10 protein-coding genes are annotated in these 13,732 nt (G+C 66.1%); 8 read left to right on the top strand and 2 right to left on the bottom strand.

Annotated features, from left to right (window positions below; all coding sequences use genetic code 11):
- Positions 1-848: 848 nt before the first annotated feature.
- Positions 849-1,850 (top strand): helix-turn-helix domain-containing protein, encoded by a 1,002-nt coding sequence (locus C5B99_RS12060; RefSeq protein WP_104242412.1) that lies wholly within the window; start codon positions 849-851, stop codon positions 1,848-1,850.
- Positions 1,851-1,920: 70 nt separating this feature from the next.
- Here C5B99_RS12060 and C5B99_RS19770 read toward each other — a convergent pair whose 3' ends face one another.
- Positions 1,921-2,907 carry a hypothetical protein gene (locus C5B99_RS19770; RefSeq protein WP_146081994.1) on the bottom strand — a complete coding sequence of 329 codons (987 nt, stop codon included), beginning with the start codon at positions 2,905-2,907 and terminating at the stop codon, positions 1,921-1,923.
- A gap of 952 nt (positions 2,908-3,859) precedes the next feature.
- Between C5B99_RS19770 and C5B99_RS12055 the strand changes: the two genes are divergently transcribed.
- Positions 3,860-4,747 carry a helix-turn-helix domain-containing protein gene (locus C5B99_RS12055; RefSeq protein ID WP_104242410.1) on the top strand — a complete coding sequence of 296 codons (888 nt, stop codon included), beginning with the start codon at positions 3,860-3,862 and terminating at the stop codon, positions 4,745-4,747.
- Positions 4,748-4,791: 44 nt separating this feature from the next.
- Here C5B99_RS12055 and C5B99_RS12050 read toward each other — a convergent pair whose 3' ends face one another.
- Positions 4,792-5,550, bottom strand: a complete 759-nt coding sequence (locus tag C5B99_RS12050; RefSeq protein WP_104307113.1) for an IclR family transcriptional regulator — start codon at positions 5,548-5,550, stop codon at positions 4,792-4,794.
- Positions 5,551-5,785: 235 nt separating this feature from the next.
- On the opposite strand from C5B99_RS12050, the gene C5B99_RS12045 reads away from it, so the two are divergent.
- From C5B99_RS12045 to kduI, 6 genes are read left to right on the top strand one after another with little or no spacing between them, the layout of a single operon-like run.
- Entirely contained in the window at positions 5,786-7,114 is a 1,329-nt protein-coding gene (locus C5B99_RS12045; protein WP_104242405.1) for an ABC transporter substrate-binding protein, read from the top strand.
- A complete protein-coding gene (locus C5B99_RS12040; protein ID WP_104242403.1) occupies positions 7,111-8,034 on the top strand; it encodes a carbohydrate ABC transporter permease in 924 nt (307 codons plus the stop codon). The genes C5B99_RS12045 and C5B99_RS12040 overlap by 4 nt, the downstream gene beginning before the upstream one ends.
- On the top strand, positions 8,031-8,921 hold the full coding sequence (locus C5B99_RS12035) for a carbohydrate ABC transporter permease (RefSeq protein ID WP_104242401.1): 891 nt from the start codon (positions 8,031-8,033) through the stop codon (positions 8,919-8,921). Before C5B99_RS12040 ends, C5B99_RS12035 begins: the two co-directional genes overlap by 4 nt.
- A gap of 43 nt (positions 8,922-8,964) precedes the next feature.
- Complete coding sequence (locus tag C5B99_RS19325) at positions 8,965-11,706, top strand: hypothetical protein (protein WP_181064999.1); 2,742 nt, start codon at positions 8,965-8,967, stop codon at positions 11,704-11,706.
- Positions 11,696-12,814 carry a glycoside hydrolase family 88 protein gene (locus C5B99_RS12030; RefSeq protein WP_181062975.1) on the top strand — a complete coding sequence of 373 codons (1,119 nt, stop codon included), beginning with the start codon at positions 11,696-11,698 and terminating at the stop codon, positions 12,812-12,814. Before C5B99_RS19325 ends, C5B99_RS12030 begins: the two co-directional genes overlap by 11 nt.
- Positions 12,811-13,644: a 5-dehydro-4-deoxy-D-glucuronate isomerase gene (gene kduI, locus C5B99_RS12025; protein WP_104242397.1), complete on the top strand. Its 834-nt coding sequence runs from the start codon at positions 12,811-12,813 to the stop codon at positions 13,642-13,644. The genes C5B99_RS12030 and kduI overlap by 4 nt, the downstream gene beginning before the upstream one ends.
- Positions 13,645-13,732 lie beyond the last annotated feature (88 nt).

Genomic DNA, 13,732 nt, shown 5'->3' with positions numbered 1-13,732 from the left:
GGCCTCGCACACCCCCACCGCGACGTGAACGAAGCAGGCTGTGGCCAAAAAGTCGCAACCCTGAGTCCGGGCCGTGCGCCGTCATTACGTTTGTGAGCTATCAGTAACTTCCCCGGGAAGTGCAACGTGAACCAAAGGAACATGAAACCGATGTCGCCAGTCGAACGCAGGACTTTGCAGACGGGAGCCGCGAGGACGTCGCCCGTCTTTGCCAGACCCATCACCGAACCGCTCTCAGCCGCGTCAATGAGAGTCGTCGACGGTGCGTCTGCGTCCAGCAACCGGCCACTCGGAGCGCCTGAGGAGACCAATTCGGCTGAGTCGGGACGAACATGTGCCCTCGCGGACGACCACGCGAGTACCGCGAGCGGCATCGCAACGGGACTCACCTTCGACATCCCGGGCGCCGCATAGGAAGACTGGAGAAGCTGGCGGACCGACGCGATGATCGCCCCTGTCCCAGCGGGCGACGAGGGGTGTGCGGCTCGAGACTTCTTGGCTGACGCCCGCACCTCGCCAAGCCACTCACCGCGACCAGCGTGGTGTCGAGCTCTCGCTCGTGTGCCCCACGGTTGTTCGGAGCGGCCCGCGCGGAACGCTCACGCACGTGACTGGTCCCCAGCGATCTGAGCAGGCTCATCGTCATGCTCACGTGGCCGCACAACTCGGTCGGATAACCACACGACAAGGGCTCGACTCTCGCACGTCGATGAGCGGGGCGGGCCATTTCACGTCGTGCCGCAGTCAGAGTACCGAACCCGGCAGCTGGTTCTGTGCTCCCTCAGGCATGACCGCAGTTCTCGTCGCTGAACGTGATCTGCAGGAGAAGCGATAGGGGTGACGCTGATATGAGTGAGCGCTCATATTTTTCAGAGATTCACGGCTGGCAAGCCTTGCCAGGGCTACGTGGGTACGAGAATACGTTCGTGGGAACACTGCCCGAAGATGCATTTGAATCTTCCGGAGTTTTTGTCCGCGAATATTACGAACCGGCCCACTCGGAGGTGCAGCTTCTCCGGTTCAACAATTTCCTCGTGACGAGGCTCCGAACGCGTCCCGTCGTTCTGGAATGGCCTCGCACACGTCTGCCCGCAAGACGGCGATTCGCATTCGTCCTCGTCAACCAAGGCGAAGTCGCGTTCGCTGGTGACAGCCTGAAGGGCACCCCAAGCGCCACAGGTGTTGGCATGGCGCTCCCGGGGCACGAGCCACTCACCATTGAGGTGGTCGGCGTCACGGAGATGATCCTCTTCACGTTCGACCAGGACGAGATCTCGCCGTTGCAGGCGAATCGGGTTCCCAATGTGACGGACGTTTCCAGTTCACCACTCTTCACGGCGACCTATCACTTCCTGAGCAGGCTCCTCAGCCAGTCTCCCGACGCCGACCAGATGACAGCGAACTCCATTCGCGAGCTGCTTCGCTCCTTCGCCCGCGCACTTGTTGTGGAGTCGACCCGAGAGAACATCGAGGAACCGGATGATCTCTTCGAGCGCGTCAAGGAGCTGGTCAGCTCTCGGTCCTCCAACCTCGACTTCGGACCCCCGGAAATCGCGAGGGAGCTTGGCGTCTCGACGAGGTCGCTTCAGCGAGCCGCGGAAAGGCACGGAGCGAGCGTCGCCAAGATGCTGAGGTCAGCGCGAGCAGACCGGGCTCGGCATCTGCTCCTCACTCGACCGCAACTCAACCTCGATGTGGTCAGCAAGATGAGCGGGTTCAACTCCGTCGGATCGATGCGTCGTGCCCTGCTCAGCACCCACGGGATGACTCCGAAGGATGTGCGAGCGCCTGATGTCAGCGCACCTTCAGCTGATCCGCCTTCGGACCCGCCTGCTGACTTCGTGCTCTGACCGCGGGGCGGCGTGAGGCCGCCGGCTCCCTGCTCCGCGTGGTGACGGAGCAGGGAGCCGGCGGAAGAGGCTACTCCCAGCTGATCGTGACGACACCCGGGAGGCCGTAACCGCCGCTTGCGGTTGCTGATCCGGAACTGATGGTCGAGGTGAGCACGGCCGCGCCAGTGGTGCCGCCAACGTAGTTCGAGCCTGCGCCGCCGCCGCCGCCGGTTCCGGCCGGCCCCTGCGGGGAACTGGAGCCGTAATAGATGGCTCCGCCGCCGCCGCCGCCGAAGTAACCGCCACCACCCCCTCCGCCGGAGGCCCCGTCTCCGGTGCCGTAGGCGTCGCCGCCAGCGGAGCCGTTGCCGGGGTTCCCTGTGCCGAATCGGGTGGGGCTTCCGCCAGAGGGTGTCCCTCCCGCGCCACCGGCGGTGGCATTGCCCGCACCGCCGCCTTCCGCCGCGGCCCCGCCTCCACGCGTTCCGCGTGTGCCGGCTGCAGGTGGATTTCCGCCACTGCCGCCAGCGCCAGCAACTGCCGTCTGCGCACCCGAGGCTATTTCGGAGCCGGCTCCACCACCACCGCCGGCGACGACCACGGGGCGCCCACTCAGCACGATCGCCGAGCTCCCGCCACCGTTTCCGCCATCGTTGTTCGGGTCTCCTGTGCGGGCTCCGCCGTAGGATCCGACGCTCCAGCCGTCAGTCCGGTTGCCCCTGAGGGTGCCCCGCCCTGCGCCCCCGCCTCCGGCGACAAGGGTGAGCGTTGTGGCGACACCACCGAGGTTTAGTGTCCCGGTGATGACTGCGCCTCCACCGCCGGACTTCGAGGTAGGCCCGCCAGCGCCGCCTCGAATGGTGTACGTGACGTTGCGGGCACCCGCAGGAATGCTGACCGTGAGGCGGCCTGCAGACGCTGCCGTTGCGTTGACAGTCGCCGTTCCAGGGTTTCCGGACGCTGCGCTGATTGGGGCAGCGACTGCGCCCAGGATCACGGGTGCCGACCATGCGGCCCCTGCCAGGAGCCCGCGGCGATCAAGCCCCGCTTTCTCCGCATCCTTCTCGTTGTCCATTTCTTCAATCCTCCAGGGGTGCGCTGATGATCGTTAGATTCCGTGACGAATCACTCGAGGGCGATCACAAGGTCGTGACCAGAAACTTCTGGCTTTTCGGGGGTCATCTGGTTTGTCAGGGTCAAAGAGCGCGAGTTCACGTCGCGCGGTTCCGGAACGCGTGGTTTCGGCGTCATGCGTCGTCTGCTGAAAAGGGGTCACCAGTCGTCGCATGTCGACATCAAGCTAGGTCCTGCCCAGTAATCACGCCCTGGCTGTCGCCACATGGAACAGCATTGTCGTGATATGGCTCAAGGTCGGACATCGATCATTTTCTCGGAGCAGCAGAGCGCGTTCCGAGATGGAAGAGCATCGCAACTGAGACGACCAAAGGATGGAGCGCGAGGGACGCCAGCAGGAATGAGAGCCCGCTTCGGAAATGTGCGGCGCGGTGACCCCAGATCACCGCGCCGCACGGTGGGGTGCCGTGCACGCCATCCCCCGATAGCTCAGTCATCAGCACCCACATCGCTCACTGTAAGAGCACAATTCGCCGACCGAAGGCCCTGACGGAATCTAGAGCGAAACTGTCGCATTTCGAGACGTGAAGGTACTGGGTTGCCGGAGACTCCACGGATCCTCGTCGGGCCGCTTGGTCCAGTCGGTCATGACGGTCATGATGGTCACCACCAAGATCAACTCGTCATCCGTCGCGGAGTGTGGGTACACTTGCCCGTCTTCAGCCCCATTGAGCCCCCGGGGATATCTGCCACCGAGGTGCGCGCGTCAAACCCGCGGTCGAGATGACTGCGCGTCACGAGTAGTTTTCGCGACGCTCCGTATCCCGGTCACGCGCCCATTCCATCGGAGGAGCGGCAGCCCACGGTGCTCACTGGCGTCTGATTTCTCTTAGCGGATTCGGCCGATTGGCCCGACTCGAACGATCGGAGCAGCATTGGATTCCGCACATGTTGTGGGTCTCGAGAACGATGAGGCACTGCAGTGGCTGCAAGAGCAGGGGTGGGAAGTTCGAGTTGTCGGCACGAAGGTCCGTGTCCACGCGGACATCATCGGGACCCCAGCCTTCACTCTGGGACGCATCTGGCAAACCGCGACGGGAGTTGACCCGGGATCTGGCTCCTACAATCCGGATCTTGTTTATGTGAATTTCGTCCTGACGGGTCATCTCATGGTTCAGAGCGCTGGCGGGCCGATGAGGAAGGTCGCTGCACCGCACTTCTACACGCATTCAGCACGTCGGCCGGCGAGCGTCTCGTCGACGGAGCCTCATTCGTGCCTGTTCATCGCGATTCCCAGGGAGCGCCTCGCGGAACTTCCATGGGTCGAGAGTCAGGCGCCAGGCCCGTTCGTGACGGAAAATGCTTTCCGGAGAGTCTTCATCGCGGCGGCAAACGCTTCGCTGGACGCGAAGATTCAAGAGCAGCAGCATGGCTTCAGCTACTGGAGGCGTGGAGTCGAAGAGCTGCTGCTCGCTGCGCTCACGGAGACCAGAGTTCATGAGGATGTGAAAGTCAGTTCACCGCGAGACCAGCATCTCGCGCGTGCTCACCTGCTGATCGAGGAAAACTACCGGGATGCGGGCTTCTCGACCCAAGAGCTCGCGCGCGCTCTGAATATCTCCATCTCGCAGTTGCACCGCATATTCGCGGCCGAGGGGAAAACGGCAGGGGCAACTCTTCGAGCCAGGCGGGTGCATCGGGCCCGCACTCTTCTCGGTATGAGTGCGAACTCGAAATCCGAACTTCTCGGAATCGCACAGGAAAGTGGATTCCGATCCGTGCGAACCATGCGTCGACTCCTGAGAGAGGAAGATGCGGAGCGGTCGTCTGGTGACGCCTGATTCCAGAAAGGCGGACGACGGGCCAAAGGCCCGACGTCGGTTGCTCAGACCAGCTTCCTGATCTCGGTGACCGTCCGCAGCAGATGCGGCACGATGTCCTGGATCTTCTCCGGCGTCATCTCGTGCTCGAGGCCCGAGGTGCTGACGCCTCCGATGACGGAGCCATCCGCGGATCGGAGGGCTGCGCCGACGCATCGGATCCCGAGCTCGTTCTCCTGGTCGTCGATCGCCCATCCGCGCTCGGAGACGACGCGAAGCTGCGCCTGGAGCTCCCGCTTCGACACGATGGAGTGGACCGTCCGTCTCGTGAGCTCAGCTGACATCAGCAGTTCGGAACTCAGCTCGGGGGAGAGGGCGGCGAGGATCGATTTGCCGATGGCTGTGGACCACAGCGGGATGGTGTCTCCGACGCGTGAGCGCATCTGGTAAGCAGCCGGTCCGTCGATCTTGGCGACGTACATGAGCGTCGTCTGCCGGAACCGCGCCATGTGCACCGTGCAGCCCACCTCGTCGCGAAGTCGCTGGAGCAGCGGGAGGGCTTTCTGCGTCGCGCGTTCGTCGCGCTGCACGCTCGCAGCGAAGAGGTGCGTGCGGGCTCCCGGGCGGTAGGTGCGGTCTGCGCCGTGCTCGATCCAGTCATGCTCGACGAGGTCGCTGAGCACTCGGTGCACGGTGCTGACGGAGAGACCTGTCGCGGTCGCGAGGTCGGAGATGCGATGGTGCTCGGAGACGGCCTCCATGAGCGTGAGGCCCTTCATCAGGGCAGAGAGCGGGGGCTCCGAGTTCTCGGGCGATGGTGTCATGTCCTCATCCAATCGCGGCCGCTTGAGATTCCGCACTCCATCGAGTGGGCGACGGCGGCCGGGACGCGCTGTCGATTCGACTCTTCCTTGAGTCAGGTCAGTAGTTCGCACCCTAGCCTAGTTTCCGCTCTACAGAAAGTGCTTTCCATAGAGCCGAAAACTTGTAGTATCGCCACCATCGACGCAGAGAGGCGTCGGCTCCCCGGGTCGGGGGATTGACATCAAGGAGGATGTAATGACTACGAGAAGGCACAACGCAAAGGTGGCGCTCGCGCTAGCCGTCGGCGTCACCGTTGGCCTCACGGGGTGCGCCCCCGGAGAGGTCGTCAGCGGCGACGGCGGTGCAAGCGGGCCGTTGGAAGTCCAGGAGATCAACCCGGCAGACTTCGCCGGCGAGTCGCTGAGCTACGTCTACTTCACCGACGGTCCCGACGAGGCGGCAACACGCGACCTCATCGCATCGTTCGAGGAAGAATACGACGTCACCGTGAACCTCGAGATCCTCCCGTACGCGGACCTCGTCACGTCCGTGCAGGCGCGGCTCTCGGGAGGCAACGCGCCCGACGTCGTGCGCCTCACGGGCCTCGGCGACTTCCAGAACGACCTCCTCGATCTGCGCACGTACCTCGGCGAGGACTACGCGTCCGAGTTCGTCGACGGCCCGGTCTCCGGTGCCACGACCGACGACGGGCAGCTCATCGCGGTCCCATCCGACCTCACCCTCAACGGTCCGTTCATCAACACCGACCTCTTCGAGCAGGCCGGCGTCCCGCTCCCCGATTCGAACGATCCATGGACCTGGGACGAGATGATCGACGCGGCCACGAAGGTCCAGACGGCGACAGGCACCGAGTACGCGTTCGCCATGGACAAGTCGGGGCACCGACTCTCCACTGTGCTCAGCCAGTACGGCACCGCACTCGTCGGCGACGGCGAGGTCGTCCTCGACGAGGCGAAGGCCGAAGCCGCCTTGCAGCCGCTCGTCGACATGATGGCCGACGGCCGCATGCCCCGAGACTTCTGGCTCGGCTCAGGCACTCGATACGAGGGTGCGAACGAGATCTTCCTCGCGCAGGACACCCCCGTCTACCTGTCCGGCAACTGGCAGGTCGGCCAGTTCGCCGCCAACGCGGACTTCAACTGGGCAGCAGCCCCCAATCCCTGCGCTGAAGAGTGCGGCGGATTCCCCGGCGGCAAGTACATGGCTGCGCTGAAGGAAGGCCCCAACCCGGCGCTCGCCGCGTTCTTCGTCCAGTACATGAACACCGCGGAGTCGCAGGAGAAGTTCGTTGCAGCAGGCGGGTTCCTCCCCACCCGCGCGGACCTCACGGAGCAGGGCGTCACCTACCCGGACCGTCAGGCCGACATGGATACGTTCCAGGCTGACCTCGCCCGCACTCCGGACCTCGGCTACGCCGCGAACGGCGACGTCGCCTTCAACGGCAGCGCCCTCGAGCTCGTCGACCAGCTCTCCCGAGTCGTCGCCGGCGAGAAGGATCTCAAGACCGCGGTCGCAGACGTCAAGTCCAACGCGCAGTCGCTCGTGGAGGAGCTGCACAAATGACGTCAGAGCGCACGGTCGCTCGGCGGAAGGTGATCGGGGGCAAGTCTCGGAAGCCCTTCAGCCTCCGCTCGGCGCCGTACCTGTTCCTCCTGCCCAACATGGCGATCTTCGGGCTGTTCACGATCTGGCCCGCCATCAACGGCTTCAACATCTCGATGTACTCGTCGTCGAACGGACGCACCTTCGCGTGGGAGGGGCTCGGCAACTACCAGACGATCCTCTCCGACACGGAGTTCTGGGGGATCGTCTGGCAGACCGTGGTCTACGCGGTGGCCTTCGTGCTCCTCTCCGTCGTCCTCGGCACGCTGCTCGCCGTCCTCGTCGAGCAGCAGCGGAGGGGGCGCTCCTTCTTCCGGGCGGTCTTCTTCATCCCGGTCCTCATCTCACCTGTGGTCGCGGGCCTCGTGTGGAACTGGATGCTGGAGCGTCAGGGGGGAATCGTCAACGCGTTCCTCGGCCTCTTCGGCGTCGCCCCGGTCCCGTGGCTCGTCGAGGGCCCCCTGGCCATGCTCTCGGTGATCGTCGTGGGGACCTGGATGCAGGTGGGCTTCTACATGCTCATCCTGCTCGCAGGCCTCCAGAGCATCGACCCGTCGCTGTACGAGGCGGCGCAGCTCGATGGCGCCTCCAGATGGAAGCAGTTCACGAACGTCACGCTGCCCCTGCTGCAGCCGAGCATCCTGGTCGTCGTCGTGCTCGCCACGATCCACGGCTTCCAGGCGTTCGACTTCATCTACACCCTCACGGGCGGTGGACCGGTCGGCGCGACCACCCTCATCGTCCAGTACATCTACGAGAACGGCTTCGTGTCGCCGATCCGCTACGGGCTCGCCTCTGCGGGGAGCGTGCTGCTCTTCATCGTCATCTTCACGATCACCATCGTGAATTACCTGATCGGACGAAAGCGGGACGCGGTATGACCACCGAGACGGCAAGCAATTTCATCGCCACGCAGGAACCGCGCCGGAGCTGGACCTCCACTGGGTCGAAGAAAGTCACCTCGACGGACGCACTGCGCGTCGTCATCCTGGTCACGGCGACGCTCGTGGCGCTCATCCCGATCGTCTGGCTCGTCCTCGGCTCGTTCAAGTCGCCCGCCGAACTGGCGATGCGGCCACCCGCGCTGCTGCCAGAGACCTGGGGGTTCGGCAACTACACGGAAGCCCTCTCGCGGTTCAACTTCGCCGGGTACTTCCTGAACAGCGTCGTGGTCACGATCGGGGCGACCGTGCTCACGCTTTCCGTCAACTCGATGGCGGCGTACGCACTCGCGAAGTACAACTTCCGGGGGAAGAACTTCCTGTTCATCCTCACCCTGGCGACCATCATGATCCCGCTGCAGGTGATCCTGATCCCCGTCTACCAGGTCGTCGCATCCATGGGGCTCGTGAACACGCTCTGGGGCCTCATCATCCCGGCAGCAGCGACGCCGACGGGGGTGTTCATCCTCCGCCAGTACATGCTGTCGATCCCCGACGAGCTCATCGAGGCGGCGCGGATGGACGGCGCGGGCGAGTTCCGCATCTTCGCCACCATCGTGCTGCCGATGTGCCGGCCCGCGCTCGCGGTCGTCGCGATCCTGTCGGTCATGTGGCGGTGGAACGACTTCCTGTGGCCGCTCGTCGTGGCGCAGAGCGAATCGGTCTACACGCTGCCGGTGGCACTCGCCCGATTCACGGCGGAGGAGACGGTCCCGTTCAACCTCATCATCGCGATGAGCGTGGTCAGCATCGTCCCCGTCATCATCCTCTTCCTGTTCTTCCAGAAGCAGGTCACGACGGGTATCGCGAACACGGGCCTCAAGTAGCCCGTCACTCACCATCGATCTTGGACAAGGAAACACACGGAGCATGAGTTCTTCACTCACAGTCACCAACCGGACCGTTCACCTCGCCGACGCAGACGGCACGATCAGGGATTGGCTGGTCTCACCGGCCTGGGCAAGCAGCTGCGACGACCTCGACGCGTTTCTCTCCGAAGACGGGGAACCGTGGGGAGACGGCAGATGGGTGCTGACGAACGGACCAGACGTCGGCGAGCTGAAGCAGCGGCTGTACGCCGCGCACCAGCTCGACGATGCACAGGACCTCCCGGAGGTCATTGAGGGCGGCCCGGTCAGCTGGGCCGCCAACGGGCAGAGCTCGAGCGCCGAGTGGGCGCGCGTGCACACCCCGGCCGACGGCTTCGTCGACTGGTCGGCGTTCTGCTTCACCCCGGAGTACCGGGCGTCCCTCGCGGCCACGGCGGTGGAGGTCGACCAGAGCGAGTGGCGGACGATCGAGGTGCACACGACGGGCCCGTTCGTCCTCTGGGTGGGAGGCGAAGTCGTCCTGCGGGGCGATCAGGTCTCCTACATGGAGCCGCTCACCTCCTCGGTACGGGTGCGTCTGCCATCGGGGGTCACGCCGCTGCACCTGGCGACCTGGCAGGTCGCATTCCGGGAGTGCAGGCACATCGTGCGCGTCCGGGTCGAGGGGCTGCCGGTTCGCGTGGTCATCCCCTCGCCCGGTGCCGACGAGCACGCCGGCCGTCTCGCAGAGCAGGTGCTGAATCGGGTCGCGTCCACGAGCTGGGCACTGGAGGGGCCGGTCGCCGCCTTCTCCGCGCCGCGCGGTGTGCGGTTCCGCGTCCGAACGAGCGACCACGAGGACTGGCAGCTCGTGGAAGCGGACGAGCAGGGCAAGGTCCGCTTCCGCGTCGGCGGGGTCGCCGAGGAAGACGCCTTCGCGGAAGGCGACGCAGCCTCAGCAGGCGCCTCCATGCTGAGCACGGGGGAGAGCATCGTGCAGATCGGCCTCGATGACCCCCGGTGCCCGCAGCTTCGTCGCATCCGAGTCGCCGTCGTTCCGCCGGACAGCAGGGAACAACCCCACGGCGATCCTGCGCTGTGGCGTGACGAGGTGCTCCGCTTCGTAGCTGGCCTCGAGGACGACACCCCCACCGAGGCCGGGCTCGCCGGCCTCCTCGCTCGCCACGAGCTGCTCGGCGACGTGCGCGTCGAGCCTTCTGACCTCGCGTCTGCGCTGCACCGGGTCGAGACGCGCGGCGACTGCGCCGACTTCGAGGTGCTCTCGATGCTGCTCGCCTGGCACCGGGTGCCGAGCGATGCCTGGTCCGTCGGGCTGCGCGACCGAGTGCAGGGCGCCGTGACGGGCATGAAGTACTGGATCACCCAACCCGGCCTCGACGCCATGTGCTACTTCACGGAGAACCACCAGTTCGTCTGGCACGTCGCAGAGCTGCTCGCCGGGGAGACCTTCCCGGACGAGGTCTTCTCCGTCGACGGGCGAACGGGTGCCGAGCATGCGGACGAGGCGCGCATCCGCGCCGCCGGATGGCTCGACCGCAAGCTGTCCGGCGGGTTCAGCGAGTTCGACTCGAACGCGTACCTCGCCATCGACAGCTACGCCCTCTGCATGCTGATCGAGCTCGGGGTCGACGACCGTCTCACCGAGGCCTCGCGGGTGCTCCTCGACAAGGTGCTCTTCACACTCGCCTGCAACTCGTGGCGCGGCACGCACGGAGCGGCGCACGGGCGCTCGTACGTGCACACGCTGCGCAGCTCGCGCTTCGAGGAGACCTCGCCCATCCTGCGCCTGCTCGCCGGAGTCGGCAGCCTCAACGACGCCGTGCTGCCGGTGACCACGCTCGCGATCTCGCGGAAGTACGCCGTGCCGGCCATCATCCGCAAGCTCGCCGGGGAGCCGCCCCGCGATTGGTGGGGCACCCAGGTCTACCGCGGGAAGCTGGCGTTCGAACGGGACCTCCTCAGCAGGCCGTACCGCTCAGACCTCCGCGTCTGGAAGACCCCGGACGTGATGCTCTCGAGCGTGCAGGACTACCGAGCCGGGCTGCCCGGCCTCCAGGAGCACATCTGGGGAGCCACGCTCGCCCGCGAGTTCCAGATCTTCGTCACGCATCCCGCGAACGCGGATACGGGGTCGTCGGCGAGGCCCAACGCGTGGGCCGGCCACCGAGTCCTCCCGCGCGTGCATCAGCACCGGAACGTGGTCGTCCATCTCCAGCGATTCACGAGCAGCGACCCCATCACGAGAACGCACCTCTGGCTGCCGTCCGAGCAGGCGGACGAGCTCGTCGTCGGCGGCGAGTGGATCGCCGTCCGGCGCGGGGACGGATACGTCGCCATCGCGACTCCCGGCGGCGTGCGCCCCATCGCGACCGGTGAAACCGCTCAGCAGGAGTGGATACCGGCCGAACACGGCGCGGTCTGGGTCGCCGTCGCCGGACGAAAGGAGTCGGACGGCGACTTCCAGACGTGGGCCGCCGGCCTGCGATCCGCGACCCTCGACTGGAACCCGAGCGGCGCCGACGACCCCGGCGTCCGGTTCCAGCTGGGATCCGGACCGAAACTGGACGTGACCTTCTCGAGCGCGCTGCTCGTCGACGACGTGCCAGAGGGCTTCAGCGATGGCAGCATCGTCGAGGAACAGCACCTCCAGAACCCGGCGACGAGCAGCGCGTTCGGTGACGCCGAGATCATCGCAGAATGGGACGGCGAGAGGCTCCAGCTGCCCGTCGAGCGCGTCCGTCAGGGACTCGCGCAGATCGGCGGTGACGCACATGGCCGGTGAGGACACCTCCTCGGCGGACCTCGCTCCGCCGCCGCTGCCGCCATTGGCGAAGGCCGCGGCCGGAACCGGATTCGCCGAGCTCGAGGGCGATCTCCTGCGCGGCACCCTCGCCATGGGCGTCGACAGATGGTTCTGGGGCGAGGGGGTCTGCCTCCTTGCGACGTGGCGCGCCGCCGAAGCTCGCGGGGCGACACCCCCGCAGCTCGTGCTCGACTACATGGGACGCCACGCGACGCGTCTCCCCGTGCTCGAGCACGTCAACAACATGGCACCGGCCGCCACGGCAGCCGAACTGCTGCGCGCATCCGGTGATCCAGGTGCTCGACGCCTCGTCGATGCCTGCCTGGCCTGGTACCAGGACGCACCGGAAGCGACCAGGGCCTCGAACGGCGCGCTCGAGCACTGGCCGGGCGGAGTCTGGGCTGACACCGTGTACATGGCTGGCGAGTTCCTCCTGCGGGCCGGGCGCGCGCTCGAACGCCCCGAGCTCACGCGGGAGGCGGTTCAGCAGTGGCTCGCCCATGCCGAGCAGCTGCAGGACACGAGCACGGGCCTCTTCGCCCACGGCACCAACCAGGGAACACGGATCGACTGCTTCTGGGGGCGCGCCAACGCGTGGATCGCGCTCGCGGGTGCGGACCTGCTGCACCTCGCGGGCGACGATCCGGCCATCGGCGAGGTCCGGGAACGACTCGCCGTGCAGCTCCAGACCCTCGCTGCGCTCCAACCGGACCACGGCGTCTGGGACGTCCTCGTGGACGGCCCCATCGAGACCAGAGGAATCCTCGAGACGTCCGCGGCAGCCGGGATCGGGGCCGCGCTGCTCCGTGGAAGCGCGCTCCTCGAGCAACAGCTGCCAGTCGCCGACCGGCCCCTGCGGCGAGCCGGTGAGCGCGCTGTCCTCGGTTCGCTGGCGTACGTCGACGACGGTCGACTCACCCGAGTGAGCGCTGGAACCGTGCTCCAGCTCATCCCCTTCGGCTACTCCGTGATCCGAGACGACCGCGTCCAGCCGTGGGGACAGGGCCTCGCCCTGGAAGCGATCGCCGCCTGGAACGAGACGACAGCACCATCATCATCAGCCCCCGAACCAGAGGAGCACTCATGACCATCACCAAGTACGCCCACAGCCCCAACGCCGTCGCGGCGATGAAGACCGACGAGCTGCGTTCCTCGTTCCTCATGGAGGAGCTGTTCGCCGCGGGTGAGGCGCGAAGCGTCTACCTGCACCACGATCGGATCCTCGCGTTCGGCGTCGTGCCGCTCGACGAACCGCTCGAGCTGCCCACGCCCGACCAGGTGCGTGCCGAGTTCGTCCTGCAGCGCCGCGAGGCCGGTGTCATCAACGTCGGCGGACCGGGCACCGTGCACGTCGGCGGCGAGGCCCACGAGCTCGCGCACGTCGGCACGATGTATCTCGGACGCGGGGAACGCGAAGTGCGGTTCTCCTCGGCCGACCCAGCGAACCCGGCCGCGTTCTACGTGTTCACCGCGACCTCGCACCAGGACCTCCCGACGACCAAGATCACGCCGGACATGACCAACGTCGTCGAGCTCGGCGACCCCGAGAACGCCAACCGCCGCACACTGAACCAGTGCATCTACGAGGGCGGGACCCGCAGCTCGCAGATCGCGTTCGGGTTCACGCAGGTTCACTCGGGCAGCGCCTGGAACACCCTCCCAGCGCACACGCACGACCGACGAACGGAGTGCTACCTGTACTTCGATCTCGCGCCGGAGCACCGGGTCTTCCACGTCATGGGGGAGCCGCAGGAGACCAGGCACCTCGTCGTGTCGAACCGTCAGCTCGTGGTCTCGCCGAGCTGGTCGGTGCACTTCGGTGCGGGTACCGGCCCGTACACGTTCGTGTGGGCGACCGCGGGCGAGAACACCACCTACAACGACATGGACCCCGTCGACACCACGCTGGTGCGGTGAGCAGAGCGAGCCCTGCCGTCGGATGACGGCAGGGCTCGCTGCCCTGGTGAGACAGGATCGACGTGTCCCTCTCGCCTGATCGTCTAGG

The sequence above is a fragment of the Pseudoclavibacter sp. Z016 genome (genome assembly GCF_002931215.1).
Lineage (GTDB): Bacteria > Actinomycetota > Actinomycetes > Actinomycetales > Microbacteriaceae > Pseudoclavibacter.
The sequence above is the reverse complement of the archived record's forward strand: the minus strand, read 5'-3'. Positions and strand labels throughout refer to the sequence as shown.